Source organism: Pseudomonas sp. ZL2, from assembly GCF_054788455.1.
This window is the reverse complement of sequence record NZ_JBGOGX010000015.1, coordinates 84,970-110,867: the sequence shown is the minus strand read 5'-3', so window position 1 is coordinate 110,867 and position 25,898 is coordinate 84,970. Positions and strand designations below refer to the sequence as shown.

Annotated in this window: 23 protein-coding genes; 10 read left to right on the top strand and 13 right to left on the bottom strand. The window is 63.5% G+C overall.

Features of this window, described 5'->3' with window-relative positions; genetic code table 11:
• The first annotated feature begins 5 nt into the window (after positions 1-5).
• From waaF to ABM562_RS13310, 7 genes are read left to right on the top strand one after another with little or no spacing between them, the layout of a single operon-like run.
• On the top strand, positions 6-1,055 hold the full coding sequence (waaF, locus tag ABM562_RS13340; RefSeq protein ID WP_115084960.1) for a lipopolysaccharide heptosyltransferase II: 1,050 nt from the start codon (positions 6-8) through the stop codon (positions 1,053-1,055).
• Positions 1,056-2,114 (top strand): lipopolysaccharide heptosyltransferase I, encoded by a 1,059-nt coding sequence (gene waaC, locus ABM562_RS13335; protein ID WP_460422290.1) that lies wholly within the window; start codon positions 1,056-1,058, stop codon positions 2,112-2,114. It begins immediately after the preceding gene.
• A complete protein-coding gene (locus tag ABM562_RS13330; protein ID WP_115084962.1) occupies positions 2,114-3,238 on the top strand; it encodes a glycosyltransferase family 4 protein in 1,125 nt (374 codons plus the stop codon). The genes waaC and ABM562_RS13330 overlap by 1 nt, the downstream gene beginning before the upstream one ends.
• Positions 3,235-4,041, top strand: a complete 807-nt coding sequence (gene rfaP / locus ABM562_RS13325) for a lipopolysaccharide core heptose(I) kinase RfaP (RefSeq protein WP_233674745.1) — start codon at positions 3,235-3,237, stop codon at positions 4,039-4,041. Before ABM562_RS13330 ends, rfaP begins: the two co-directional genes overlap by 4 nt.
• Positions 4,041-4,775, top strand: a complete 735-nt coding sequence (locus ABM562_RS13320) for a lipopolysaccharide kinase InaA family protein (protein WP_460422287.1) — start codon at positions 4,041-4,043, stop codon at positions 4,773-4,775. The genes rfaP and ABM562_RS13320 overlap by 1 nt, the downstream gene beginning before the upstream one ends.
• Positions 4,772-5,524 carry a lipopolysaccharide kinase InaA family protein gene (locus tag ABM562_RS13315; protein ID WP_115084965.1) on the top strand — a complete coding sequence of 251 codons (753 nt, stop codon included), beginning with the start codon at positions 4,772-4,774 and terminating at the stop codon, positions 5,522-5,524. Before ABM562_RS13320 ends, ABM562_RS13315 begins: the two co-directional genes overlap by 4 nt.
• A complete protein-coding gene (locus ABM562_RS13310; protein ID WP_115084966.1) occupies positions 5,524-6,966 on the top strand; it encodes a lipopolysaccharide kinase InaA family protein in 1,443 nt (480 codons plus the stop codon). The genes ABM562_RS13315 and ABM562_RS13310 overlap by 1 nt, the downstream gene beginning before the upstream one ends.
• A 33-nt stretch (positions 6,967-6,999) precedes the next feature.
• Here ABM562_RS13310 and ABM562_RS13305 read toward each other — a convergent pair whose 3' ends face one another.
• The 7 genes from ABM562_RS13305 to ABM562_RS13275 all read right to left on the bottom strand — a co-directional run bounded on the left by ABM562_RS13305 (position 7,000) and on the right by ABM562_RS13275 (position 15,107).
• The gene (locus ABM562_RS13305) at positions 7,000-7,173 is read right to left on the bottom strand and encodes a hypothetical protein (RefSeq protein WP_460422284.1); all 174 of its coding nucleotides are present in this window, start codon (positions 7,171-7,173) and stop codon (positions 7,000-7,002) included.
• A complete protein-coding gene (locus ABM562_RS13300; protein WP_134061249.1) occupies positions 7,170-8,303 on the bottom strand; it encodes a PepSY-associated TM helix domain-containing protein in 1,134 nt (377 codons plus the stop codon). The genes ABM562_RS13305 and ABM562_RS13300 overlap by 4 nt, the downstream gene beginning before the upstream one ends.
• A gap of 8 nt (positions 8,304-8,311) precedes the next feature.
• Positions 8,312-10,738: a TonB-dependent siderophore receptor gene (locus tag ABM562_RS13295; RefSeq protein ID WP_258578499.1), complete on the bottom strand. Its 2,427-nt coding sequence runs from the start codon at positions 10,736-10,738 to the stop codon at positions 8,312-8,314.
• Positions 10,739-10,886: 148 nt separating this feature from the next.
• Positions 10,887-11,852: a FecR domain-containing protein gene (locus tag ABM562_RS13290; RefSeq protein WP_115084969.1), complete on the bottom strand. Its 966-nt coding sequence runs from the start codon at positions 11,850-11,852 to the stop codon at positions 10,887-10,889.
• Complete coding sequence (locus ABM562_RS13285) at positions 11,849-12,367, bottom strand: RNA polymerase sigma factor (RefSeq protein WP_115084970.1); 519 nt, start codon at positions 12,365-12,367, stop codon at positions 11,849-11,851. Before ABM562_RS13285 ends, ABM562_RS13290 begins: the two co-directional genes overlap by 4 nt.
• Before the next feature lie 95 nt (positions 12,368-12,462).
• Positions 12,463-13,173 (bottom strand): 3'-5' exonuclease, encoded by a 711-nt coding sequence (locus ABM562_RS13280; RefSeq protein WP_115084971.1) that lies wholly within the window; start codon positions 13,171-13,173, stop codon positions 12,463-12,465.
• The gene (locus ABM562_RS13275; RefSeq protein WP_233674754.1) at positions 13,170-15,107 is read right to left on the bottom strand and encodes a DUF294 nucleotidyltransferase-like domain-containing protein; all 1,938 of its coding nucleotides are present in this window, start codon (positions 15,105-15,107) and stop codon (positions 13,170-13,172) included. Before ABM562_RS13275 ends, ABM562_RS13280 begins: the two co-directional genes overlap by 4 nt.
• Positions 15,108-15,341: 234 nt before the next feature.
• On the opposite strand from ABM562_RS13275, the gene ABM562_RS13270 reads away from it, so the two are divergent.
• Entirely contained in the window at positions 15,342-15,785 is a 444-nt protein-coding gene (locus tag ABM562_RS13270; RefSeq protein ID WP_115085005.1) for a response regulator, read from the top strand.
• 109 nt (positions 15,786-15,894) lie between these two features.
• On the opposite strand, the gene ABM562_RS13265 is transcribed toward ABM562_RS13270, so the two are convergent.
• Entirely contained in the window at positions 15,895-18,072 is a 2,178-nt protein-coding gene (locus tag ABM562_RS13265) for a malate synthase G (RefSeq protein WP_460422281.1), read from the bottom strand.
• 434 nt (positions 18,073-18,506) lie between these two features.
• Here ABM562_RS13265 and ABM562_RS13260 point away from each other — a divergent pair, with 434 nt between their 5' ends.
• On the top strand, positions 18,507-19,025 hold the full coding sequence (locus ABM562_RS13260; RefSeq protein WP_460422279.1) for a glycine cleavage system transcriptional repressor: 519 nt from the start codon (positions 18,507-18,509) through the stop codon (positions 19,023-19,025).
• A gap of 98 nt (positions 19,026-19,123) precedes the next feature.
• Here ABM562_RS13260 and rarD read toward each other — a convergent pair whose 3' ends face one another.
• The 5 genes from rarD to ABM562_RS13235 form a co-directional block, all read right to left on the bottom strand.
• Positions 19,124-20,011: an EamA family transporter RarD gene (gene rarD / locus ABM562_RS13255; RefSeq protein WP_115084974.1), complete on the bottom strand. Its 888-nt coding sequence runs from the start codon at positions 20,009-20,011 to the stop codon at positions 19,124-19,126.
• A 65-nt stretch (positions 20,012-20,076) separates the two neighbouring features.
• Positions 20,077-21,051, bottom strand: coding sequence for a serine/threonine protein kinase (locus ABM562_RS13250; RefSeq protein WP_460422277.1), 975 nt, complete (start codon positions 21,049-21,051; stop codon positions 20,077-20,079).
• A gap of 169 nt (positions 21,052-21,220) precedes the next feature.
• Positions 21,221-23,122, bottom strand: coding sequence for a PhoX family protein (locus tag ABM562_RS13245; protein ID WP_134061254.1), 1,902 nt, complete (start codon positions 23,120-23,122; stop codon positions 21,221-21,223).
• Between the two features lie 63 nt (positions 23,123-23,185).
• The gene (locus tag ABM562_RS13240; RefSeq protein ID WP_233674741.1) at positions 23,186-23,950 is read right to left on the bottom strand and encodes a TOBE domain-containing protein; all 765 of its coding nucleotides are present in this window, start codon (positions 23,948-23,950) and stop codon (positions 23,186-23,188) included.
• Between the two features lie 59 nt (positions 23,951-24,009).
• Positions 24,010-24,747, bottom strand: coding sequence for a double zinc ribbon domain-containing protein (locus ABM562_RS13235; RefSeq protein WP_460422275.1), 738 nt, complete (start codon positions 24,745-24,747; stop codon positions 24,010-24,012).
• Between the two features lie 89 nt (positions 24,748-24,836).
• Here ABM562_RS13235 and bioB point away from each other — a divergent pair, with 89 nt between their 5' ends.
• Positions 24,837-25,895, top strand: coding sequence for a biotin synthase BioB (bioB, locus tag ABM562_RS13230; protein WP_010221404.1), 1,059 nt, complete (start codon positions 24,837-24,839; stop codon positions 25,893-25,895).
• Positions 25,896-25,898: the final 3 nt, after the last annotated feature.

Genomic DNA, 25,898 nt, shown 5'->3' with positions numbered 1-25,898 from the left:
AAAGCATGAGAATTTTGATCATTGGCCCCAGCTGGGTGGGCGACATGGTAATGGCGCAGACTTTGTTCCAGTGCCTGAAGCAGCGTCACCCGGAATGTGTGATCGATGTGCTGGCACCCGAGTGGAGCCGGCCGATCCTCGAGCGCATGCCCGAAGTGCGTCAGGCCTTGAGCTTCCCGCTCGGCCACGGCGCGCTCGAACTGGCTACGCGTCGGCGTATCGGCAAATCCCTGGCCGGCCAGTACGACCAGGCGATCCTGCTGCCCAACTCGCTGAAATCGGCGCTGGTGCCGTTCTTTGCCGGCATCCCCAAGCGCACCGGCTGGCGCGGCGAGCTGCGTTTCGGCCTGCTCAACGACGTGCGCAAGCTCGACAAGGCCAAGTACCCGCTGATGATCGAGCGCTTCATGGCCTTGGCCTACCCGGCTGGTGCCGAGCTGGCGCAGCCGTACCCGCGCCCGAGCCTGCAGATTCAAGCGCAGAGCCGCGACGCCGCCCTGGCCAAGTTCGGCCTGAGCCTGGACCGCCCGGTATTGGCGCTGTGCCCCGGTGCCGAGTTCGGTGAAGCCAAACGCTGGCCGTCGGAGCATTACGCCAAGGTTGCCGAGACCAAGATCCGCGAAGGCTGGCAAGTCTGGCTGTTCGGCTCGAAGAACGACCACGCCGTCGGCGAGGCCATTCGTGCCCGCTTGATTCCGGGGCTGCGCGAAGAAGCCAGCAACCTCAGCGGCGAGACCTCGCTGGCCGAAGCCATCGACCTGCTGTCGTGCAGCAATGCGGTGGTGTCCAACGACTCCGGGCTGATGCATGTGGCCGCCGCGCTGAACCGTCCACTGGTGGCGGTCTACGGCTCGACCTCGCCGGGCTTCACTCCGCCCCTGGCCGATCAGGTCGAGGTGGTGCGCCTGGGCCTGGACTGCAGCCCCTGTTTCGACCGTACCTGCCGATTCGGCCATTACAACTGCTTGCGTCAACTGGAGCCGGAAGCCGTGGAGGCTGCGCTGCAGCGCCTGAACGGCCCGAACCTGATCGACGTCATGGCCGAGGTCGACTAAGTGCGGGTACTGCTGATCAAGACCTCGTCCCTGGGCGATGTGATCCACGCGCTGCCGGCGCTGACCGACGCCGCCCGGGCAATCCCCGGCATCCGCTTCGACTGGGTGGTCGAAGAAGGCTTTGCCGAGATCCCCAGCTGGCATCCAGCGGTGGACAAGATCATCTCGGTGGCCATTCGTCGCTGGCGCAAGAACCTCTGGCAGACCTTCAAGAGCGGCGAGTGGCGCCAGTTCAAACAGCGTCTGCGCGAGAGCAAGTATGACCTGGTGATCGACGCCCAGGGTCTGGTCAAATCCGCCTGGCTGACCCGTTACGTCAAGGCGCCGGTGGCCGGCATGGACCGTTACTCGGCCCGTGAAGGGCTGGCGAGCCGCTTCTACGACCGGCGTTTGTCGGTGGAGCGCGGCCAGCATGCGGTGGAGCGGGTGCGCCAGCTGTTCGCCCTCGCTCTGGGCTACAACCTGCCGGCTGGTCTGGGCGATTACGGCCTGGACCTCAACCGCCTGCAGTTGCCGCCGGCGGCGCCGTTCGTGGTGTTCCTGCACGGCACCACCTGGGCGACCAAGCACTGGCCGGAAGCCTACTGGCGTCAGTTGGCCGAACGCCTCGGCCAGCAAGGCCTGCAGGTACGCCTGCCGTGGGGCAACCCGGCCGAGCAGGCGCGAGCCGAGCGCATTGCCAAGGGCCTGAGCAACTGCCAGGTGTTGCCCAAGTTGAACCTGGTCGGAGTCGCCCGCGTACTGGCCGCAGCCAAGGCCTGCATTGCCGTGGATACCGGCCTCGGTCACCTGGCGGCAGCACTGGATGTACCGACCCTGTCACTGTTCGGCCCGACCAACCCGGGCCTCACCGGTGCCTATGGCAAGTCCCAGGTGCATATCGCCAGCGATTTTGCCTGCGCGCCGTGCCTGCAAAAAAAATGTACCTACAAGCCGAGCGCTGATGACCAGCGCCGGTTCGATCTCAAACGCGAGTGGCCACTGTGCTTCACTCGCCTGAATCCCGAGCGTGTGGCGAGCCAATTGCGCGCGTTGCTGCTGGCTGAGGATGTTCGTTGATGCAACTGGCTTTTGTTCTATACAAGTATTTTCCCTTCGGCGGCCTGCAGCGTGACTTCATGCGCATTGCCCTGGAGTGTCAGCGTCGCGGTCACCAGATCCGCGTCTACACGCTGATCTGGGAAGGCGATGTGCCCGAGGGCTTCGAAGTGCTGGTGGCACCGGTCAAGGCGCTGTTCAACCATCGGCGCAACGAGAAACTCAGTGCCTGGATGGAAGCGGACCTGGCCAAGCGCCCGGTTGACCGCCTGATCGGCTTCAACAAGATGCCCGGGCTGGACGTTTACTACGCCGCCGACGGCTGCTTCGAAGACAAGGCGCAGAACCTGCGCAACTCGCTGTACCGGCGCTGGGGCCGCTACCGGCACTTTGCCGAGTACGAGCGGGCGGTGTTCGCCAAGGATGCCAAGACCGAGATCCTGATGATCTCCGAAGTCCAGCAGCCGCTGTTCATCAAGCATTACCAGACACCGATCGAGCGCTTCCATTTGCTGCCACCTGGCATCAGCCAGGACCGCCGCGCGCCGGCCAATGCCGCCGAGATCCGCGCCGAATTCCGTCGTGAGTTCGGCCTTGAGGATGATCAACTGCTGATGGTGCAGATTGGCTCCGGCTTCAAGACCAAGGGTGTCGACCGCAGCCTCAAGGCCCTGGCCGCCTTGCCGTCGTCCTTGCGCAAGCGCACGCGCTTGATGGTCATCGGCCAGGACGACCCCAAGGTGTTCCAGCTGCAAAGCGCAACCCTCGGGCTGAGCGACCAGGTGCAGTTCCTCAAGGGCCGCAGCGATATCCCGCGCTTTCTGCTCGGCGCCGACCTGCTGATCCACCCGGCCTACAACGAAAACACCGGCACCGTGCTGCTCGAAGCGCTGGTCGCCGGGCTGCCGGTACTGGTTTCGGCCGTGTGCGGCTATGCCCATTACATCGCCGAAGCCGACAGCGGCCTGGTGCTCGATGAGCCGTTCGAACAGGAGCAGCTCAACCGCTACCTGCAGCGCATGCTCGAAGAGGGTAACGCTCGCGCCGAGTGGGCGCGCAATGGCCTGGCGTTTGCCGACAGCGCCGACCTCTACAGCATGCCCGAGCATGCCGCCGACGTGATCCTGGCGCAGGAGCGCGCATGAAACTGATACTGGCTGAGCCGTTCAAACGCCTGTGGGCCGGGCGCGATGCCTTCGAGGCCGTCGAGGCCCTGCAAGGCGAGGTGTACCGCGAGCTGGAAGGCCGCCGTACCCTGCGCACCGAAGTCGAAGGCCGTGGCTATTTCGTCAAGATCCACCGTGGCATCGGCTGGGGCGAGATCTTCAAGAACCTGTTCACCGCCAAGCTGCCGGTGCTCGGCGCCGGCCAGGAATGGCAGGCCATCCAGCGCCTGCACGAAGTGGGCGTGCCGACCATGACTGCGGTGGCCTATGGTGAGCGCGGTGATAATCCGGCTGCCCAGCATTCGTTCATCGTCACTGAAGAACTGGCACCGACCGTCAGCCTCGAAGACTTCAGCATCGACTGGGTCAAGCAGCCACCCGCGCCGCGCCTCAAGCGTGCGCTGATCGCCGAAGTAGCGCGCATGACCGGCATGATGCACCGCGCCGGGGTCAACCACCGCGACTGCTACATCTGCCATTTCTTGCTGCACACCGACCGGGCGGTGACCGCCGATGACTTCAAGTTGTCGGTTATCGACCTGCACCGCGCCCAGACCCGGGTGAAAATCTCCCGCCGCTGGCGTGACAAGGACCTGGCCGCGCTGTACTTCTCGGCACTGGACATCGGCCTGACCCGGCGCGACAAGTTGCGCTTCTTGCGTGGCTACTTCCAGCAGCCGCTACGGCAGATTCTGGCCGAGGAAGCCGGGCTGCTGGCCTGGCTGGAAGGCAAGGCGCAGAAGCTCTACGAGCGTAAACAACGGTACGGAGACGCGCTCTGATGGCGGGTTGGAAACTGGAGCCTGCCTACCAGGCCCTGGCGACGGATTTTGGCAGCATCGACGCGGTGTTTGCCCTCAAGGGCGAGCGCCTGACCCACGACCCGCTGAGCGAAGTGATCCGTGTCGAGCGCGACGGGGGCAACTATTACGTCAAACGCTATACCGGCGCAGGCAAAGGCCTGCGCCGGTATTTGGGGCGCCCGCGGATCAAGGCCGAATGGCAGAACCTCAAGCAGTTCGCCAAGTGGGACATCCCCACCGCCGAAGTGGTCGCCTTTGGCCTTGAGCGTAATGGCCTGGCCTTTGGCCGCGGGGCGATGATCACCCGCGAGCTGCCGCGCACCGAAGATCTGTCGGCCCTGGCCGAGCGCAACGATGCGCGCCTGGCCGATCGCGGCTGGGTTGACCACATCAGCCGTCAGCTGGCCCGGCATACGCGAATCATGCATGACCACCACTTCACCCATAACGATCTGAAGTGGCGCAACCTGCTGGTGGATGACCAGGCCACGCTATTCTTCATCGACTGCCCGACCGGCGATTTCTGGTGGGGCTTCATGCTGCGTTACCGCATCACCAAAGACCTGGCGTGCCTGGACAAAGTGGCCAAGTATCACTTGTCGAACACCCAGCGTCTGCGCTTCTACCTGCAGTACCGCGGGCGCGAGCGTCTGAATGAATCGGACAAACGCCGCATTCGCCATGTGGTGACGTTTTTCGAGGGACGCGAATGACTGACTTTCTTGCCAGTGCCGATGTGGCACTGCTTGAGCGCCATGGCCTCAACGGTTTCGACCAGCTCTGGGCCCTGCAGCTCGATGCGGTGGATGAGCCCAATACCGGTCGTGGCGGCTGGAGCAGCGTCTATCGCCTGGAGCTTGAAGGCAAAGGCTACTACCTCAAGCGCCAGAGCGATTACCTGACCCGCACCCTGCACCGGCCGTTCGGCGAGCCGACCTTTGCTCGCGAGTTTCGCAATATCAGCCGCTACCAGAAGCTCGGGATTCCCGCTTTGCAGGCGGTGTATTACGGCGAGCGCAAGGTCGAAGGCGAGCGTCGGGCGATCCTCATGACCCGTGCCCTGGATGACTGGAGCGACCTCGACAGCCTGCTGGCGCAGTGGCCGCAGCTGGACATTGGCCAGCGCCAGGGCATCCTGCGCGCCTGCGGGCAGCTTGCGCGTACCCTGCACGCTGCCAATCAGGTGCATGGCTGCTTTTACCCCAAGCATATCTTCCTGCGTACCCGTAGCGATGGCTGGCTGGCGCAACTGATCGACCTGGAGAAAACCCGGCCGCTGCTGCTGGGCATGCGTGACCGGCTCAAGGACCTTGAGCCGCTGTTGCGCCGGGCACCGATCTGGAGCGAAGCTGAAGTGCGGGTGATGCTCTCGTCCTACCTGGACCAGCCCACCGACAGCCCGCTGGTGGATACCTGGCTGCAGCGCCTGACGCGCCGCCGCCGTGAGAAAGAGGCTCGCTGATGCGTTTGTCTGAACTCAAGGATGCCGGGCGCAGCCCGGATCTGCCCCTGAACATCAGCCTGGCCGACGCCGCCGGCAGTGCCGAGCTGCAGTTGCTCAGCCTGCTGCGGGTGCTGCCGGGCCAGCGTTATGTTGGCGCCGGGATCTGGCGCGGCAAGCCGGTACTGGCCAAATTGCTGGTCGGCAGCAGTGCTGCCCGGCATTTTCAGCGTGAGCTGGAGGGTGCGCGGCTGCTGGCCGCCCAGGGCCTGACCACGCCGTTGCTGCTGGCCGATGGTTTGCGCGAAGGCGAGGGCGGTTGGCTGCTGTTCGAGTTTCTCGAAAACGCCGTGAGCCTGGCCGATGCCTGGGCTGAAGTCGAAGCCCTGCCGCCGCTGGCCGATGAACAGCACCTGGTGCTCGGCGAAGCCCTGACGGCGGTGGCGCAGATGCACGCCAAGGGCCTGTGGCAGGACGACCTGCACCTGGACAACCTGCTGCGCCATAACGGCCAGCTGTATTTGATCGATGGCGCCGGGATCAAGGCCGAAACCCTTGGCCAGCCGTTGTCGCGCCAGCAGGTGCTGCAGAACCTCGGCGTACTTTTCGCCCAGTTGCCCAAGCGCCTGGAGCCGTTCATCGAAGAGCTGCTGGTGCATTACCTGCTGGCCAACGCCGAGCACGCGTTGCCGCTGGAAACGCTGCAAAAGCAGATCGACAAGGTCCGTAGCTGGCGTCTGAAGGACTACCTGGACAAGGCGGGTCGCGAGTGCACGTTGTTCAGCGTCGAGCGCGGTCCGTCGGGCCTGCGTTCAATTCGCCGCAATGAAGTGGTCGCCATGCTGCCGGTGCTGGAGCAGGCCGATACCCTGATCGACCAGGGCCACCTGTACAAGACCGGCGGCGCCGCCAGCGTGGCCAAGGTCGAGGTCAATGGCCGGCCACTGGTGCTCAAGCGCTACAACATCAAGAACACCGCCCATTGGTTCAAGCGCTTCTGGCGCCCGAGCCGGGCCTGGCATTCGTGGATCGAAGGGCATCGCCTGGAGTTTCTCGGCATTGCCACGCCCAAGCCGCTGGCGGTGCAGGAGCTGCGCTTCATGGGCTTGCGCAGCCGCGCCTATCTGGTCACCGAGTACGCTGATGGCCCGGATCTGTTGGCTTGTTTCGCGCCGTATGTCGAATCCGGCGAGGTGCCCGAGGAGCAACTGCAGGCCTTGCAGCACCTGCTCGCTCAGTTGATCCACGAGCGCATCAGCCACGGCGACATGAAGGGCCACAACCTGTTCTGGCAGGACGGCCAATGGTCGCTGATCGATCTGGATGCCATGTGTCATCACGCTACCCAGATGAGCTTTGCCCAGGCCTTTGCCCGTGACCGGGCGCGGTTGTTGCGCAACTGGCCCGCTGGCAGTGCGCTGTACAAGCGCCTGGATGAGTGCCTGCCGAAGCTGGCGGACTGATAGAGCCGCATCGCGGGGCTTGCCCCGCGATTGCTATCGAGCCAAGCCGCGCAAGCTGTACAGCGCTGGCAAGCCCAACCCCGCCCAGGCCAGCGCATCCCACCAGCCATCGCCAAGCAAGGCGGCAAACAGCCCCAGCGCGCCCATCAGTGCTATCGCCACTGGCACACCGAACACGCTCCAGAAACCTGACGACTTGCGCTTCATTGCACCGTCTCCGCTTGTGCCACCGCCACCGGCTTGCTGGCCCGCCGGCGCACTAGCCACAGGTACACCCCGCTACCCAGCACGATGATGGTCAGCACATCCAGCACTGCCCAGAGAACCTGCATCGGCCGGCCGCCGTAGTCACCGAAGTGCAGTGGCTGCGACAGGCCCATGGCGTCCATGTACCAGGGGCGGTCACCGATGGCGGTGACTTCAAGGTTACTGGCGTCGATCAGCACCGGGGTCAGCAGGTGTGCGGTCAGGTGTGTGCTGCCCTTCATGAACACCGCATAGTGATGCTCGCTGGAGAAACGCGTGCCGGGGAAAGCGATGAAGTCCGGTTGCATGCCCGGTGCGGCGTCGGCGGCGATATCCAGCACGCGGCTGACCGGCGCAAGCTCCGTTAGCGGCGGTGCATCGCGGTAGGGCGCGACCATCGCCGTCAGGCTTTCGTTGCGCCACGCCGCGATGACCAGATCCGACAGGGCGCTGATGACCCCGGTAACCCCAACCACCAGCGCCCAGGTCAGGGTGACGATGCCGATCAGGTTGTGCAGGTCGAGCCAGCGCAAGCGCGTGGACTTGTCGTTGCGCACGGTAGCGAACTTCAGCCGGCGCATGAACGGCGCATAGAGCACCACGCCGGAGATGATCGCCACCACGAACAACAGCCCCATGAACGCCAGCAGCAGCTTGCCGGGCAGCCCGGCGAACATGTCCACATGCAGGCGCAGCATGGTCATCATGAAGCCGCCGTTGGCCGAAGGCATTTCCACCGCTTCGCCGCTGCGTGCATCGAGCATGAACGTGTGCGACGAATTCGGCTCGGTGCCTGCGGTGGCGGCCATGATTGCGATCACGCCGTTGCTGTCGTCCTCATCCCAGCCGAAGTACTGCATCACCTCGCCAGGGCGATGGGCCTGGGCCTTGAGCACCAGTTCCTGCAAATCGAGCTTGGGTGTGTCGGCCGGCATCTGCTTGAGCTCGGGGGCATCGCCCAGCAGGTGGTCGATCTCGTGATGAAAGATCAACGGCAAGCCGGTGACTGCCAGCATCAGCAGGAACAGGGTGCAGATCAGGCTGGTCCAGGTGTGAACGAAGGACCAGCGACGGATGGTTCGGCTTTTCATCCGCGGCCTTAGAACTTGTAATTGACGCTGGCGACCACATTGCGCTCGTCACCGTAGTAGCACCAGTAACCGTCGCAGTTGGCCAGGTAGTCCTTGTTGAACAGGTTCTTGGCTTCGACGGCGACGGTCATGCCCTTGAGCGTGCTGACCTTGCGGCCCAGGTCGTAGTGCACCGACGCGTCGTAGACGGTGTAGGAGCCGACATAACCGAGATCGGTGTTGGTGGTGTTGCCGTAGTTGTCACCGACATAACGCACGCCACCGCCGACGCCGAAGCCGTCGAGCAGGCCGCTGTGCCAGGTGTAGTCGGCCCACAGGGTCGCCTGGTTGCGCGGGATCAGCGCCATGCGGTTGCCTTGCTCGTTGGCCGCACCCTTGAGGATCTCGGTATCGGTGTAGCTGTAGGAACCGATCAGCTTGAGGTTTTCGGTCACCTGTGTGGTGGCCTCCAGCTCAAGGCCGCGAACCTGCAACTGGCCAACCTGCTGGGTGATGTTGCCTTCGGTGACTTTCACGTTGTCCTGGCGCAGGTCATACACAGCTGCGGTGTAGAGGTTCTTGCTGCCAACCGGCTGGTACTTGATGCCGACTTCGTATTGGCGGCCTTCGGTCGGTTTGAACGAATCCGTGGAGGCGACGGCGGCGCCGGTAGTCGGCTGGAACGACTCGGTGTAGGAGATGTACGGGGTCACGCCGTTGTCGAACACGTAGCTCAGGCCGACGTTGCCGGTGAAGGCCTTGTCGCGTTCGGTGCTGGTCGCATCGTTCTGGTTGTGGAAGGTGGTGCCGGTGTGCACCCAGTCTTCACGCCCGCCCAGGGTCAGGCGCCAGTTGTCGAGGGCGATCTGGTCTTGCACGTAGAAGCCGGTCTGACGGATTTTCTGGCCGTAGTCGTACATGGTGAAGTAATCCACCTTGGAAAAGTCCTGGCCGTACGGCGGGTTGATCACGTTGCCTGGCGGCACGCTCGGGCTCAGGCCGTAGTCCCAGCGGTAGTTGGTGTTCGAGCGCTGGTGGTCGAGGCCGATCAGCAGGGTATGGCTCAGGGCGCCGGTCTGGAAGTCGGCCTGGAAGTTGTTGTCGACGGCGAACTGGCTGATGTCTTCGTTGACGATGCCGGTCTCGCGAGGAACGGTGCCGTCAGGCTGGATCGTGTCGTTGTTCATGGTCGCGACGTTGATACCCTGGAACGACAGGTCGCTCTTGGTGTAGCGCAGGTTCTGGCGGAACTGCCAGACATCGTTCAGACGGTGTTCGAAGGCATAGCCCAGGGCGTAGTAGGTGCGGTCGTAGAATTCCCAGTCCGGGTCACCGAGGTTCTTGTGGTGGGAGATATCACCGGCCGGCGAGCCCAGCTTGGTGCCCTGCAGCGGCAGGAACTGGCCGCTGATCCCGGTATCGTCACGGGTGAACTGGGTGATGAAGGTCAGGCTGGTGTCTTCATCCATGTTCCAGGTCAGGCTTGGCGCGAGGTTGTAGCGCTTGTCCGGAACATGATCGGTCGGCGCGCCACTGTCGCGTACGACACCGCTGACACGGTACAGGAACTGGCCTTGGTCATCGATCTTGCCGGTGCTGTCGAAGTTGATCTGGCGGTGGTTGTTGCTGCCGACCTGAGCTTCGATCTGGTGGGCGCTTTCAGCCTGGGGGCGACGGCTGACCATGTCGAGCATGCCGCCGGGTGGGGTCTGGCCATAAACCGACGATGCCGGGCCACGCAGCACGGCGATGCGCTCCAGGTTCCACGGCTCGACTTTCGGGTTGGCGAACGAGCCCTTCGGCAGCGGCAGGCCGTCGAGGAACTGGGTCGGGTCGAAACCCCGCACGCGCAGCCAGTCGGCGCGGGTGTCGGAGCCGTAACCGCTGCTTTGTACGCCGGCGGTGTAGCGCAGGGCGTCGTTGAGGTTGAGGACCTGGCGGTCGTCCAGCTGCTCACGGGTGATCACGCTCATCGAGCGCGGCACTTCAACGATCGGAGTGTCGGTTTTGGTCCCGGCTGCGGTGCGGGTGGCGGTGAAGCCGGTGGCCGGGCCCCAGGCGCTTTCATAGTCGCTGCGTGCATTGACGCTGGTTTCCGGCAGGGCCAGGGTGCCTTCGGGTGCCGCAACCAGGCTATAGGTGCCGGCGCTGCTCTGTTGCAGTTGCAGGCCGGTGCCGCGCAGGGCCGCCTGCAGGGCGCCGACGCCGTCGTACTGGCCGCTGACCGGCGCCGAGGTGCGGCCGCTGGCCAGGCTTGGGTCCAGGGCCAGGGCGATGCCGGCCTGGCTGGCGATCTGGTTGAGCGTGGTGGACAGCGGGGCTGCGGGCAGGTTGTAGCTGCGCAGGTTGCCCGATTGCTCGGCGGCGATCAGCGGGCTACTCGCCAGAGGCGCTGTCAGGGCAATGGCCACGGCCAGCAGGCTGGGACGCAGGAAGTTCTCAAAAGCGCGGGACATACAGCGGCTCCTCGACGGAAGTAAGTGCTAACTAGCTTCCTTGCCGAGTGAGTTGGGAAAAGTGTCAGGGGGTAGTGGAAATAATTTCGATTTCTATTTCATGCCTATCGCGGGGCAAGCCCGCTCCCACAGGGCCCGCATCGGGCCCTCAGTGCGTATCGCGTTTAGCTACCACCGTCACCCACCACGGTGTGCGCTGTTCGATCTGCACCGGCAAGGTCGGCAGCAACGAGGTCAGCGCCAGGTCGGTATCGTTGAGCGGGAAGCTGCCGGTAATGCGCAGGTCCGCTACATCCGCAGCAACCCCCAGATGCCCGCTGCGGTAACGTCCCAGCTCGTCGACCAGATCGGCCAGGCGCACGTTGTCGACCACCAGCATGCCGCGGGTCCAGGCATCGGCACCGGCGGCCAGGCCGTCAGCCCGGCCCAAGCGGTCGTGGCTCATTAGCACTTGCTGGCCTTCTTTGAAGATTTGCTCGTCGCCGCTGTTCTGCGGCCGGGCAGCCACCGCCGACTGCAGCACGCTCAGGCGCGTGCCCTGGTCTTCGAGCCTGACCAGGAAGCGCGTACCCAGTGCGCGCATGCGGCCGTCCTCGGTAGTGACTACAAACGGGCGATCGTCCTTGTGGCCGGTCTCGATAGAGATTTCACCTTCGTGCAACACGATCAGGCGCTCTTGCTCGTCGAAGCGGATATCCACTGCCGAATGGGTGTTGAGGCTGATCAGGGTGCCATCGGTGAGGCGCAAGGTACGCTGCTCACCCGTGCCGGTGCGTTGATCGGCCAGCCAGTAGCCCAGCGTCTGATGGGCACTGACCCAGCTCAGCAGACCCACCACCAGCACCAGGCTGGCCAGGCCGCTGCCCAGCTTGCGTACCCGTTGGCGCAGACCGGCGCGTGATTGCAGCAGGGCCTGGCGCGCAGGGCCGGCCGCGGCGCTGAAGCGCTGGTCGAGCATGCCCAGTTGCATCCAGGCGCGCGCGTGTTCTTCGTTGGCGGCATGCCAGCGGGCGAACTCGGCGCGTTCGTCGGTGCTGCCACTGCCCGAGTCCAGGCACAGCTGCCAGGCGATCGCGGCATCCAGCACCCGCGCCGAAACCGGCTTGTTATTCATGTCGGTTCACCGTACAGCGCCACGTAGCACTGGCGCATGCCCTGGGCCAGGTACTGGCGCACCCGCGATACGGAAACGCCCAGGCGTTCGGCGATCTCGGCATGGCCCAGGCCGTCCAGGCGGTTATACAGGAATGCTGCCCGGGCCTTGCTCGACAGCTTGCCAAGCAGGCGGTCGATGGCCTTGAGGTCTTCGAGGATCAAGTGTTGTTCTTCGGGGGAGGGCTGCTCGGCTTCGGGGATCAGCATCAGCTCGGCCAGATACGCCTGCTCCAGTGCGGCGCGGCGAAAGTGGTCGAACAGCAGGCCCCTGGCAATGGCCAGCAGGAACGCCCGGGGTTCGCGTGGCGCAGGCAATTGCTCGCGCCCGAGCAGGCGCACGAAGGTGTCCTGGCTCAGGTCTTCGGCGCGCTCGGCGCAGGCGATATTGCGTCGCAGCCAGGCGAGCAGCCAACTGCGATGGTCACGGTACAGCGTACCGACCAGCTCAGTGTGTGGGCTTTGCACAGACGACAAGGCGTTCCCCGAAAAGATGCGTTAACTAACGAGAATTATTCGCGATTGTCGCAGAAGCTCCCCATCAGACGCAATTCACGCTCATCGGATGATGCTTAAAAGCCATGACTTTGTTGCCGACGCCTGCGCAGGCGATGCAACTGTTGGTCAAGCAGAGCCGGACTGTCCAGTTGCTGGCGCCGGGCCTGGCTGAACAGGATCAGCGCCAGCTCGGCGGTGACCAGGGCATCGGCACTGGCGTTGTGGCGCTCGGCGGCTTCCAGGTTGAAGTAAGCGGTCCAGTCATCCAGCCCGGCTTCGCGCAGGGTGATCTGCGGGTTGAGCAGGGGTGCCAGTTCCGCGACATCGAAGAACGGGTGCTGCAGGCGATAACCGAGATGGTCCTTCAAAGCGCGGCTGAGCATGCGTTGATCGAACGGCGCATGGAAGGCCAGTAACGGGCTGTCGCCGATAAAGTCCATCAGCTCAAGCAGGGCTTGGGCCGGGTCACAGCCAGCAGCGATGGCGCTGGGCCCCAGGCCGTGGATCAGCACACTGGAGGTGAGCTTGTGGTCGCGCTGGTGCAGGGTACGTTCGAACTGCTGGCGGAAGTCGATGGCACCGTCTTCGATCACCACCGCGCCAATCGACAGCACGTGGTCACGGTTGAGGTTCAGGCCGCTGGTTTCCAGGTCGAGCACCACCCAGCGCTGCTGGCGCAGGCTATGTTCGGCCAGCGGCGCCGGGGCAGTCAGCTGTTGCACGCGCTGGCGCAGTTGCTCGTCGAGCCGTGGTGGGCTGGGGCGCAGCCAGGCAAACAGGCTCATAGCTGGTACCGCAGGGCCAGGCTGCTTTGCAGGCGCTGCGCCTGGCGCAGGGACTCGCGCAAAATGCGCCGGTCCAAGTGGTTGAGGCTGTCAGGGTCGACCCGGTTGGAGTAGGGCAGATTTTGCCGGCTCTGTAGTTGATGTTGCTGCATACGGGTTTGCTGAATGAAGTGGTAGGCCTCTTCATAAGCGGCGCCGTCGAGCGGGTCGATCACTTCCCTGGCCACCAGTTGGCGCAGGCGCTCCAGGGTGTTGTTGGCGCCGATGCCGTTGGCCAGGGCCAGCAAGCGTGCGCCATCGACGAACGGCGTCAGGCCCTGGACCTTGAGATCGAGGGTGGCGGCCTTGTCGTTACCCTGGCGGGTCAGCACGAATTCTCGGAAACGGCCCACCGGCGGGCGCTGGCGCAGGGCGTTGTCAGCCATCATGCGCTGGAACAGGCGGTTGTCGGCCACCTGCTCAAGGATGCTCTGGCGCAGTTGTTCACAGGCCTGCTCATCGCCCCAGACCACCCGCAGGTCGAAGTAGATGCTCGAAGCCAGCAGGTTCTCCGGCGTGGCTTCACGAATGAAGGCGGCAAAGCGCCTTGCCCATTCGGCGCGGGACAGGCACAGCTCGGGGTTGCCGGCCATGATGTTGCCCTTGCACAGGCTGAAGCCGCATTGCGCCAGGCCCTGGTTGATGTGCTGGGCCAGCGGCAGCAGGCGGCCGCGAATCTCGGCGGCATGGGCGGCATCGCGGGCTTCGAAAATGATGCCGTTGTCCTGGTCGGTGTGCAGGGTCTGTTCACGCCGGCCTTCACTGCCGAAGCACAGCCAGCTGAACGGCACGCCCGGGTCGCCCTTGTCTTCGATGGCCAGCTCGATCACCCGGCACACGGTGTGGTCGTTGAGCAGGGTAATGATCTGGGTAATCTGTGTCGACGAGGCGCCATGGGCCAGCATGCGCTCGACCAACTGGCTGATTTCGCCGCGCAGTGACACCAGGTTTTCGACCCGGCTGGCGTGGCGGATGGTGCGCGCCAGGTGCACCAGGTCAACCCGTTGCAGGGAGAACAGGTCTCGCTCCGACACCACGCCACACAAGCGCCGCTCTTCGACCAGGCAGACGTGGGCAATATGCCGCTCGGTCATGGCGATGGCGGCATCGAAGGCACTGGCTTGCGGGCTCAGGTAGAAGGGCGAGGCGGTCATGTGCCGGCTGATCGGCTGGGCGAAGTCGGCGCTGGCATCGGCCACCACCTGGCGCAGGTCGCGCAGGGTGAAGATGCCGATGGGAAAGCGCTGCTCGTCGACAATGACAATGCTGCCGACCTGCTGCTCGTGCATCAGGCGCACCGCTTCACGCAGCGGCGTAGCCGGATCGCAGACCACCGGATGACGCATGGCCAGCTCGCCCAAGCGGGTGTTCAGCGAATACTGGTTGCCGAGGGTTTCCACGGCGCGACGCTGGACCTGCTGGTTGACCTGGTCGAGCAGGCTGCTGACCCCGCGCAGGGCGAAGTCACGGAAGGCTTCGGAGAGGGTGAACAGGCGGATGAACGCGGCCTTGTTCAATTGCAGGCAGAAGGTGTCTTCGCCTGCCAGGTGTTCGGTGCGGGTAGCCCGTTCGCCGAGCAAGGCGGCGAGGGGGAAACACTCGCCGCTGGTGATCTCGAAGGTGGTTTCGGTGCCCGGGCGGGTCACGTGCTGACGCTCACCGACCACACGGCCTTGCTTGACGATGTAGAAGTGCTCGACCGGGCCGTCAGCGGGCTTGATGATGCTGTCATTGGCTGCATAGAAGCGCAGCTGGCACTGTTCGACGAGAAACGCCAGGTGGGCATTCTCCATCTGATTGAAGGGTGGAAAGCGTTGCAAGAATTGCATGGTCCCCTGGATGTTCTGCATCACTGCAGATTTTCCTGCCTGGGCGAAGGCGTCCATTTTGCTCATGAGCATTACCGCGTCTTTGTGTCGAACTGTGATCATCGACCTTGTTGTTTTCGACCTTCATGGTCGGTCGCGGGGTGCTCAGTGCCCATTGGACGTAAGTCTATAAACCGCGTCAGGGTGTTGAAGCAGTGCGTCATGTGTCAATTACCCGACGAAAGGCAGTTTGCAAGTAATCTGAATGCAGTCTGAACTGATTCACAGGACATTTTGCAGGTCATTGATGATGAGGCAGCCATGTCCGACCATGAAGACATACTGAGCGAGGACGAGCGTGAGGCGCTGGCATCGGTAACGGCGCCACCGGCTGCGCCGCTGAAGGTATTGATCGTTGATGACAACCGTGTGGCCCGCGAAGCCCTGGCCAGGTACCTGAGCTCCAAGCGTATCAAGTGCCTGACCGCGAGCAGCGGCAAGCAGGCGCTGGAGTGCCTGGTCAAGGAACGGGGTATTGGCCTGGTGATCACCGACCTGCGCATGGGCGCTTTCGGTGGTCTTGAGCTGATTCGACACATACGCGAATCGGAGCGCGCGGCGATGCCGATCATCATCGTGTCAGGGGCTGCGGATGTGCAGGACGCCATCGAGGCGATGCACTTGAGCGTTGTCGACTTTCTGCTCAAGCCGATCGATCTGGACAAACTGGTGGAGTTGGTGCGCAGGGAGCTGGGGATTTCTTAGGCAGGTCTGGCCTCATCGCTGGCAAGCCAGCTCCCACAGGTACTGCATTCACCGACCCTGTGGGAGCTGGCTTGCCGGCGATGGGGCTGCAAAGCAGCCCCCGAGGATGCTACAGGCCGTTCCTGGCCTTGAACTCACGACGACGACGATGCAGCACCGGCTCGGTGTAACCGTTCGGTTGCTTGGTGCCTTCGACGACCAGTTCGACCGCCGCCTGGAAGGCGATGTTGTTGTCGAAGTCCGGTGCCAGCGGGCGGTACAGCGGGTCGTTGGCGTTCTGCTTGTCGACCACCGGCGCCATGCGCTTGAGGCTTTCGAGGATCTGCGCTTCGCTGACCACGCCGTGACGCAGCCAGTTGGCCAGCAACTGCGCGGAAATCCGCAGGGTGGCGCGGTCTTCCATCAGGCCGACATCGTTGATGTCCGGCACTTTCGAGCAACCGACACCCTGGTCGATCCAGCGCACGACATAACCAAGGATGCCCTGGGCGTTGTTGTCCAGCTCGTTGCGTTTTTCTTCGTCCGACCAGTTCGTGTCGGCCGCCAGCGGGATGGTCAGGATGTCATCGACCGAAGCCGGTGCGCGCTTGGCCAGTTCCGCCTGACGGGCGAACACGTCAACCTTGTGGTAGTGCAGGGCGTGCAGCGCTGCGGCCGTCGGCGATGGCACCCAGGCGGTGTTGGCACCGGCCAGCGGGTGAGCGATCTTCTGCTCGAGCATGTCGGCCATCAGGTCCGGCATGGCCCACATGCCTTTACCGATCTGGGCGCGGCCTTGCAGGCCGGTGGCCAGGCCGATGTCGACGTTGGAGTTCTCGTAGGCGCCGATCCACTTCTGGGTCTTCATGGCACCTTTGCGCACCACGGCGCCGGCTTCCATGGAGGTATGGATCTCGTCACCGGTACGGTCGAGGAAGCCGGTGTTGATGAACACCACGCGCTCACTGGCAGCCTTGATGCAGGCCTTGAGGTTGACCGTGGTGCGGCGCTCCTCGTCCATGATGCCGACCTTCAGGGTGTTGCGCTTGAGGCCCAGGGCATCTTCGATACGGCCGAACAGTTCGTTGGTGAACGCTGCTTCTTCCGGGCCATGCATCTTCGGTTTGACGATGTACATGGAGCCGGTGCGGCTGTTCTTGCGGCTGGTATTGCCGTTGAGGTTGTGGATCGAAGCCAGGCTGGTGACCAGGCCATCGAGGATACCTTCCGGCACTTCGTTGCCGTCCTTGTCGAGGATGGCATCGATGGTCATCAGGTGACCGACGTTGCGCACGAACAGCAGCGAACGGCCGTGCAGGCTGACCGAGCCACCGTTTGGCGCGGTGTACTCGCGGTCCGGGTTCATGGTCCGGGTGAAGGTCTGGCCACCTTTGCTGACGCTTTCGGCCAGGTCGCCATTCATCAGGCCCAGCCAGTTGCGGTAGATCACCACTTTGTCGTCGGCATCGACGGCAGCGACCGAGTCTTCGCAGTCCATGATGGTGGTCAGGGCGGCTTCCATCAGCACGTCTTTGACACCGGCGGCATCGGTCTGGCCGACCGGGGTGCTGGCGTCGATCTGGATTTCGAAGTGCAGGCCGTTGTGCTTGAGCAGGATCGCGGTCGGCGCCGAGGCGTCGCCCTGGTAACCGATCAGCTGGGCGTCATCGCGCAGGCCGCTGTTGCTGCCACCCTTGAGGGCGACCACCAGCTTGCCGCCTTCGATGCGGTAAGCGCTGGAATCGACATGGGAACCAGCAGCCAGTGGCGCCGATTCGTCGAGGAAGGCACGGGCGAAGGCAATTACCTTGTCGCCGCGAACCTTGTTGTAGCCTTTGCCTTTCTCCGCGCCGCCGGCTTCGCTGATGGCGTCGGTGCCATACAGCGCGTCGTACAGCGAACCCCAACGGGCGTTGGAGGCGTTCAGGGCAAAGCGGGCGTTCATGACCGGCACCACCAGCTGCGGGCCGGCCATGCGAGCGATTTCGTCGTCGACGTTCTGGGTCGAGGCCTGGAAGTCTGCCGCTTCTGGCAGCAGGTAACCGATGTCCTGAAGGAAGGCTTTGTAAGCCACGGCATCGTGAGCCTGGCCTTTGCGCGCCTGGTGCCAGGCGTCGATCTGCGCCTGCAGTGCGTCACGTTTGGCCAGCAGTGCTTTGTTCTTTGGAGCGAGGTCGTTGATGATCTTTTCCGCACCCACCCAGAATTGTTCGGCGTTGACGCCGGTTCCGGGAATGGCTTCGTTGTTCACGAAGTCGAACAGGACTTTGGCGACCTGAAGGCCACCGACTTGAACGTGTTCAGTCATTGCTTGCCTCACTCTGCTCAGCTATTCAGCTCTTCTATTTAAGCCTTGCGCGCTTCTCTAAACACGGCACCAGAACATGCCCTCGCGGGCGGCTGGGTGCGGCCTGCCAGACAGGCTGGCGGGCGTTGGCGTATTTTCACAGGCGCATTGGCAGACATCGATCCAACGTTTTGTAGTCCGCGCTGCGGCATACTACATGATGCGCTGCGGTTGTGAAAATTAGACTAAATACGTCGTTCTGCGACCAATTGGTCGCATAGGGTCACGCTGGGAATCGGTATGTTCTCAAAAAACCGGCAGATTGTTCCAGATAAATCTTGAAACAGTACACGATTAGTCATTCGAAGCTCCTGCGGCAGGTTGCCGCGCCTTGCCTATACTTTCTCCGCGCCCTTTGATTTCGGGGCTGAACGTTAAAAGCAGAGGGTTGCCGCGTGGATCATCTCGTATTGACAGTGATCGCCCCCGATAAGGCCGGGCAGGTCGAGCGTATCGCTGAATGTATTGCCGAGCATAACGGTAACTGGTTGGAGAGCCGCATGTCGCGGATGGCCGGGCAATTTGCCGGCATTCTCAAGGTGGCGGTGCCGGCCGAGTCCTACGATGGGCTGGTCGAGGCGCTGCAGGCCCTGGGCAAGTATGACATTCGTGTGCTGATCGCCGAAAGCGGCATCGAGCCGTCCTGCACCTGGAAGCCGATCGCCATGGAACTGGTGGGCAATGACCGCCCGGGTATCGTCCGCGACATTACCCGCTTGCTGGCCGACCAGGGCGTCAACGTCGAGCGCCTGACCACCGAGGTGCGCCCGGCGCCGATGAGCAGCGAGCCGCTGTTCCATGCCGATGCCTTGCTGGCCGTGCCGCTGACACTGTCGCTGGATGTCTTGCAGGGCAAACTGGAGGCGTTGGCCGACGACCTGATGGTGGAATTGAACCTGCGCCCTGAGGATTAGTTATCCCGGTTTATCGGGGATGCGCCTGTGGATAACCTTGGGAGATGTCGCTGCAGGCCACTAATTGCGTGGCCTGCATGGCTTTGTACGTTTTTTGATCAGCTGCGCCGGCGCAGGCTCAGCCAGGCATCCACGCTGTACAGCGCCAGGCCCGCCCAGATGAACATGAAGGCCACCAGGGTGCTGCTCGACAGATGCTCGCCAAACAGCCACACCGCCTGCAGCAGTACCAGGGTAGGCGCCAGGTATTGCAGGAAGCCCAGGGTGGTGTAAGGCAGATGCCGGGCGGCGGCGTTGAAACACACAAGTGGCACCAGTGTCACCGGGCCGGCGGCTATCAGCCACAGGGCTTCGCTGCTGGTGTAGAAGCTCGCCTGGGCGCTGTGGGCCATGGGGTTGAGCAGCATCCAGCCGATGGCCAGCGGTACCAGCATCCAGGTTTCCACCACCAGCCCGGGCAGGGCGGCGACCGGCGCCTGTTTGCGGATCAGGCCGTAGAAGCCGAAGCTCAGTGCCAGCACCAGCGATACCCAGGGCAGGCTGCCGACCTGCCAGACCTGCTGGGCCACCCCGAGTGCAGCCAGGCCCACGGCTACCCACTGCAGGCGGCGCAGGCGCTCACCGAGCAAGAGCATGCCCAGCAACACATTGACCAATGGGTTGATGTAGTAGCCCAGGCTGGCTTCGAGCATGCGCCCGTTGTTGACCGACCACACGTAGGTCAGCCAGTTGCCGGCGATCAGCGAGCCACTCAGGGCCAGGATTGCCAGGCGTTTGGGGTTGTCGCGCAGCTCGCGCAACCAGCCAGGATGTTTCCAGACCAGCAGCAGCAACGAGCCGAACAGGGCTGACCAGAGCACCCGGTGGACGATGATTTCCACGGCGGGAACGCTTTGCAGCGCTTTGAAGTAGAGCGGGAACAAACCCCAGATGATGTAGGCGCTCAGGCCCAGGATGTACCCGCGGCGCGGGTTGGCGGCGTGCATGCAGATTCCTTGCTTAGGCAGCTATCTAAAAGCAGGGGGCTATTGTAGACAGACTCGCGCACGCTTCAGAACAATTTCAGCGGTTCTTCATCCAGTGCCGCCATTTGCTCACGCAGGGCGAGGATCTGGTCGCCCCAGTAACGCTCCTGGCCGAACCAGGGGAAGCTGCGCGGGAACGCCGGGTCGTCCCAGCGCCGGGCCAGCCAGGCACTGTAGTGCAACAGGCGCAGGGCGCGCAGGGGTTCGATCAGGGCCAGCTCGCGCGGATCAAAATCGTGGAACTCGTTGTAGCCATCCATCAGCTCGGCCAACTGGCCCAGGCGCTCGTGGCGATCGCCGGCAAGCATCATCCACAAATCCTGGACCGCCGGGCCCGTGCGGCAGTCATCGAGGTCGACGATGTGAAACACCTCGTCGCGGCACATCATGTTGCCCGGGTGGCAGTCGCCGTGCAGGCGAATGACCTGGTGCGGGGTGCTGGCGTAAACCGCCTCGACCCGCTTGAGCAGGTCGCGGGCCACCGACTCGAAGGCCGGCAGCAGGCTTTTGGGGATGAAGTTGCCTTCGAGCAGGGTATTGAGCGAGGCGTGGCCGAAGTTATCCACGGCCAGTGCTTCACGGTGCTCGAACGAGCGGGTGGCGCCGACCCCATGCAGACGGCCGAGCAGTTGCCCAAGGCGATACAGCTGATCGAGGTTGCCCGGCTCTGGTGCACGGCCACCGCGGCGCGGGAACAGGGTGAAGCGAAAGCCGCTGTGTTCGAACAGGGTCTTGTCGTTGTGGACAAGTGGCGCGACCACCGGCACTTCGCATTCGGCCAGTTCAGCGGTAAAGCTGTGCTCCTCGAGGATCGCCGCGTCGGTCCAGCGGTCCGGGCGGTAGAACTTGGCGATCAGTGGTTCAGCCCCTTCGATACCCACCTGGTAGACCCGGTTCTCGTAGCTGTTCAGTGCCAGCACCCGGGCGTCGCTGAGAAAGCCGATGCTTTCCACGGCGTCGAGGACCAGGTCGGGGGTGAGTGTTTCAAAGGGGTGGGACATGCTCGCTCCTGCTGTGCGGTTCCCTGCATGGTATCGCACATCGGCGGCTCGTGTGGGAGCGGGCTTGCCCCGCGATGCAGACACCACCTGATGTGCCGTCTGCACTGGGGTCATCGCGGGGTACGTCGGGTCGCCGCATCGCCGCTCCTATAGATTGGGCTGCACAGACTCAACCCCCAACGATCCCGCCATCCTCCCTGCTGATCGCCATCACCGAGGAGCGCGGCTTACCGTCGGGCAGGTGCTCGGGAAAGGTCGAGCCACCGGTTTCCCCCGGATGCTGAATACCGACGAACAAGGTGCGCTGATCCGGAGCAAAGGCGATCCCCGTCACTTCGCACGCCACCGGCCCGACCATGAAGCGGCGGATCTCACCACTGGCCGGGTCGGCGCAGAGCATCTGGTTGTTGCCCATGCCGGCAAAGTCACCATTGTTGCTGTAATCGCCGTCAGTCAGGATCCACAAGCGGCCATCGGCATCGAAGCCCAGGCCATCAGGGCTGTTGAACATGTTCTGTGGGGTGATGTTGGCGGAACCTGCCTTGGCATCACCGGCATGCACGGCCGGATTACCCGCTACTACAAACAGGTCCCAGTCGAAGCTCATCGCGCCATGGTCATCGGCGCTTTCGCGCCAGCGCAGGATCTGCCCGTAGACGTTCTTCTCGCGCGGGTTGGGGCCGCCGACTGGCTGGCCTTCTTCACCGCGTTTGACGTTGTTGGTCAGGGTGCAATAGACCTGGCCGTCCCTGGGGCTGACCACGATCCACTCCGGGCGGTCCATGCGCGTGGCCTTGAGGTGGCTGGCGGCCAGGCGCGCATGGATCAGTACCTGGGCCTGGCTGGCAAAACCGTTGGCGGCGTTGAGGCCGTTCTTGCCATGGGTCAGCTCCAGCCATTGGCCCTTGCCGCGCGGATGATCAAGGTTATGGTCGCCATCGTCGAAGCGCGCCACATACAAGGTGCCGTGGTCCAGCAGGTTGCGGTTGGCGTTGGCGTTCTTGTGGTCGATGCGATCGCGGCTGATGAACTTGTAGATGAACTCGCCACGCTCATCGTCGCCCATGTACACCACCGCGCGGCCGTCGCGGGTTTCGGCCAGAGCGGCGTTCTCGTGCTTGAAACGGCCCAGGGCGGTGCGTTTGACTGGAGTCGATTGCGGATCGAACGGATCGATTTCCACCACCCAGCCATGACGGTTCAGTTCGTTGGGGTTCTTGGCCAGGTCGAAGCGCGGGTCGTGCTGGTGCCAGTCGACCTCCTTGCCGGTGAGCGAGGCACCGTAGCGCTTCTGTGCGGCGTCGAAGGCCTGGGATGAATCGCTGCTGCCGAAGCAGTCGGTGAAGTTCTCTTCGCAGGTCAGGTAAGTACCCCACGGCGTCTTGCCGTTGGCGCAGTTCTGGAAGGTGCCCAGCGCCTTGCGCCCGCTGTTGTCGGCCGCGGTTCTGAGCAGTGCATCGCCGGCGGCCGGGCCATTCAGGCTGATGGGTGTGTTGCCATGGATACGCCGGTTGTAGGGTGAGTCCTGGACGAACTGCCACTGGCCATCACGGCGCTGCACTTCGATCACCGACACCCCTTCGGCGGCCTGGGCCTTGTGCACCTCTTCAGCAGAGGCCGGCTTGCCGCCATGGCTGAACAGGTAGCGGTAGTTGGTGTACTCGTTGTTGATCGCCATCAAGGCGCGGTCGTCGTCGCCGGGGAAGGGAAACAGGCTCATGCCGTCGTTGTGGTCACCGAACTGCAGTTCCTGGGCCAGGGCGCTACCATTGCCGGAAGGGTCGAAGGCCGGGGCGTCGGCATGCAGCGGTTGGCCCCAACTGATCAGTACCCGGGCCTTGTAGCCTGGCGGCAGGCTGATGCTGTCGGCGGTGGCGGCGGGGATGCTGGCAAAGCCCAGCAGGCTGCTGCCGCCGGCGCTGACGCTGGCCGCCAGTACGCTGCGGCTGAGCAGATTGCCACCGAGAAACAGCGCTGCGCCGCACAAGGCGCCAGCGCCGATGAAGCGGCGGCGGCTGAGACGGGTCAGGTGTTCAAGGTCGGTTGGCTGATGTTCTTCTAATAGGTGCATGACAGGCTTCCTGCGGGTTTGGCAGTCACCTTAGTCAGGGTGCATGACGGTTTTGTGGCAGTTTTATAGAGGAGTTCCGAGAAGCACGTAGGAAGGTTGGAATTGCACTTGCAAGTCGCTGCCTACAACGACCTGATGGTCCTTCAGCCAGTGTGCTTCAGCGAAGGCGCAAAGGGTTTGCCCGCTGGCCAGTGCCAGACGCACTTCGGTGGGGCCTTCGGCGTCATCAAGCAAGGCATCGACCTTGACCGGCAAACAGTTGTAGCCCTCGGCAGGCTGTTGGTCGAGGCCCAGCAACTCGAGCCAGCCAGCCTTGATCAGCGCCACGACGGCGGTACCGGGGGTCAGTTCCAGGCGGCCGGTGCTGTCGTGGGTGATCTCGGCATCAATGCGCAGTTCGCCCGCCAGGGTCAGGCTGATGCGGTCATAGCGGCCCTGGGCTTCAATCGAGCTGATGCGCCCGTGCAGCTGGTTGCGCGCGCTGGTGCGCAGCATCAGGCGGCCGAGCAGGTCGAGATCGCTGGCGTCCTCGGCGGCTTCAAGGATCTGCGCCTGCAGGGCCTGCAAGCGCTGGTACAGACGCAGCACCCGTTGGCCTTCGGCAGACAGTTTTGCTCCACCACCACCGCGACCGCCAACACTGCGCTCGACCAGCGGGCTGGCCGCCAGGTTGTTGAGTTCGTCGATTGCATCCCAGGCCGCCTTGTAACTCATGCCGGCGCTTTTTGCCGCACGGGTGATCGAACCTTGTTCGGCAATGTGTTGCAGCAAGGCAATACGCTGCGGGCGGCGGACGATGTGCTGGGTGAGCAGGGCAGGCAGAGACATAAGCGGTAACGGGCACCTGAAAGGAAACAGCCCGAAAGTGCCCGCACCCCGCGTTCAAGTCAAGCGCTGCCGGGCTTGGCGGTGCGTGCCAGACAATAGACATCGACCCGTCGGGCACCCGCCTTGAGCAGCAGGCTGGCCAATGCCTGGGCAGTGGCGCCAGTGGTCAGTACGTCATCCACCAGCGCTACATGACGCCCGGCAATCAGGCTGCTGTCGTGCACGGCGAAGGCCTGGCGCAGGTTGCGTTTGCGTGCCTTGGCCTTGAGGCCTTGCTGGGCCGGGGTATCGAGGGTGCGAGTGAGTACCTGTTCGCTGCAGCTTATACCCAGCTGTTGCGCCAGCCAGTTGCCCAGCATGCCCGCCTGGTTGTAGCCGCGTTGACGCAAACGCCGCCGTGACAGCGGTACCGGCAGCAACAAGGCCGGGCGCGGTAGCCCTTCGTCAAAGCGGTGGATCAACCAGCGCCCGAGCAGTTGCGCGAGCAGGCGGCCCAGCGGCCACTGGCTGTTGTGCTTGAAGCGGGTAACCAGCGCATCGACCGGAAACCCGTAATGCCAGGGCGCCTCGACCCGATAGAAGGCCGGCGGGCGCCGGCTGCACTGGCCGCAGACCAGGCCATGTATGGGCAACGGCAGGGCACACACCTGGCAGCGATCATCCAGCCAGGGCAGTTCGCTTTCGCAGGCGACGCACAGGGGGTAGGGCTGCTCGGCCGCTTCATTGCAGAGTAGGCATGTATGGTTATTAAATAGCCAATTGTAAACCAGTGTTTTGAGTTGTGGTTGACAGTGCATCAGCCTTCCTTAACTATGCGAGCTATCCGTGATGCGCTGGCGGGGTTTCCTGTGCCGGCGCCAGTACAAGCCTAAACAAGGAATCGCCGATGAGCGCCAGCACAACTGCAACAACACGTCACGACTGGTCCCTGGCCGAGGTCAAAGCCCTGTTCCAGCAGCCGTTCAATGACTTGCTGTTCCAGGCGCAAACCGTGCACCGCGCGCATTTCGACGCCAACCGCGTGCAGGTCTCGACCCTGCTGTCGATCAAGACCGGCGCCTGCCCGGAAGATTGCAAATATTGTCCGCAGTCCGGCCACTACAACACCGGGCTGGAAAAACAGAAGCTGATGGAAGTGCAGAAGGTCCTCGAAGAGGCAGCCCGGGCCAAGGCCATCGGCTCGACCCGCTTCTGCATGGGGGCGGCGTGGAAGCATCCGTCCGCCAAAGACATGCCCTACGTGCTGCAGATGGTCAAAGGGGTCAAGGCCATGGGCCTGGAAACCTGCATGACCCTCGGCAAGCTCGACCTGGAGCAAACCCAGGCGCTGGCCGAGGCCGGGCTGGACTACTACAACCACAACCTCGACACCTCGCCGGAGTTCTACGGCAGCATCATCACCACCCGCACCTACAGCGATCGCCTGCAGACCCTGGCCTATGTGCGTGATGCCGGAATGAAGATCTGCTCGGGCGGTATCCTCGGCATGGGCGAGTCGCTGGACGACCGCGCAGGCCTGCTGATCCAGCTGGCCAACCTGCCGGAGCACCCGGAGTCGGTACCGATTAACATGCTGGTGAAAGTCGCCGGCACCCCGCTGGAGAACGCCGAAGAAGTCGACCCGTTCGACTTCATCCGTATGCTCGCCGTGGCCCGGATCCTCATGCCCAAGTCCCACGTGCGGCTGTCCGCTGGCCGTGAAGCGATGAACGAGCAGATGCAGGCCCTGGCGTTCTTTGCTGGCGCCAACTCGATCTTCTACGGCGAGAAACTGCTGACCACCGCCAACCCGCAAGCCGACAAGGACATGCAGCTGTTCGCGCGCCTGGGTATCCAGCCCGAAGCCCGTGAAGAGCACGCCGACGAAGTCCATCAGGCCGCCATCGAACAGGCCCTGGTGGAACAGAAGAGCAGCGAGCTGTTCTACAACGCCGCCTCGGCCTGAGGC

Coding starts and splice junctions, on each gene's coding strand:
- waaF (WP_115084960.1), top strand. CDS start 6: ATGAGAATTTTGATCATTGGCCCCAGCTGGGTGGGCGACATGGTAATG.
- ABM562_RS13330 (WP_115084962.1), top strand. CDS start 2,114: ATGCAACTGGCTTTTGTTCTATACAAGTATTTTCCCTTCGGCGGCCTG.
- rfaP (WP_233674745.1), top strand. CDS start 3,235: ATGAAACTGATACTGGCTGAGCCGTTCAAACGCCTGTGGGCCGGGCGC.
- ABM562_RS13320 (WP_460422287.1), top strand. CDS start 4,041: ATGGCGGGTTGGAAACTGGAGCCTGCCTACCAGGCCCTGGCGACGGAT.
- ABM562_RS13315 (WP_115084965.1), top strand. CDS start 4,772: ATGACTGACTTTCTTGCCAGTGCCGATGTGGCACTGCTTGAGCGCCAT.
- ABM562_RS13310 (WP_115084966.1), top strand. CDS start 5,524: ATGCGTTTGTCTGAACTCAAGGATGCCGGGCGCAGCCCGGATCTGCCC.
- ABM562_RS13305 (WP_460422284.1), bottom strand. CDS start 7,173: ATGAAGCGCAAGTCGTCAGGTTTCTGGAGCGTGTTCGGTGTGCCAGTG.
- ABM562_RS13300 (WP_134061249.1), bottom strand. CDS start 8,303: ATGAAAAGCCGAACCATCCGTCGCTGGTCCTTCGTTCACACCTGGACC.
- ABM562_RS13295 (WP_258578499.1), bottom strand. CDS start 10,738: ATGTCCCGCGCTTTTGAGAACTTCCTGCGTCCCAGCCTGCTGGCCGTG.
- ABM562_RS13290 (WP_115084969.1), bottom strand. CDS start 11,852: ATGAATAACAAGCCGGTTTCGGCGCGGGTGCTGGATGCCGCGATCGCC.
- ABM562_RS13280 (WP_115084971.1), bottom strand. CDS start 13,173: ATGAGCCTGTTTGCCTGGCTGCGCCCCAGCCCACCACGGCTCGACGAG.
- ABM562_RS13275 (WP_233674754.1), bottom strand. CDS start 15,107: ATGAGCAAAATGGACGCCTTCGCCCAGGCAGGAAAATCTGCAGTGATG.
- ABM562_RS13270 (WP_115085005.1), top strand. CDS start 15,342: ATGTCCGACCATGAAGACATACTGAGCGAGGACGAGCGTGAGGCGCTG.
- ABM562_RS13265 (WP_460422281.1), bottom strand. CDS start 18,072: ATGACTGAACACGTTCAAGTCGGTGGCCTTCAGGTCGCCAAAGTCCTG.
- rarD (WP_115084974.1), bottom strand. CDS start 20,011: ATGCACGCCGCCAACCCGCGCCGCGGGTACATCCTGGGCCTGAGCGCC.
- ABM562_RS13250 (WP_460422277.1), bottom strand. CDS start 21,051: ATGTCCCACCCCTTTGAAACACTCACCCCCGACCTGGTCCTCGACGCC.
- ABM562_RS13245 (WP_134061254.1), bottom strand. CDS start 23,122: ATGCACCTATTAGAAGAACATCAGCCAACCGACCTTGAACACCTGACC.
- ABM562_RS13240 (WP_233674741.1), bottom strand. CDS start 23,950: ATGTCTCTGCCTGCCCTGCTCACCCAGCACATCGTCCGCCGCCCGCAG.
- ABM562_RS13235 (WP_460422275.1), bottom strand. CDS start 24,747: ATGCACTGTCAACCACAACTCAAAACACTGGTTTACAATTGGCTATTT.
- bioB (WP_010221404.1), top strand. CDS start 24,837: ATGAGCGCCAGCACAACTGCAACAACACGTCACGACTGGTCCCTGGCC.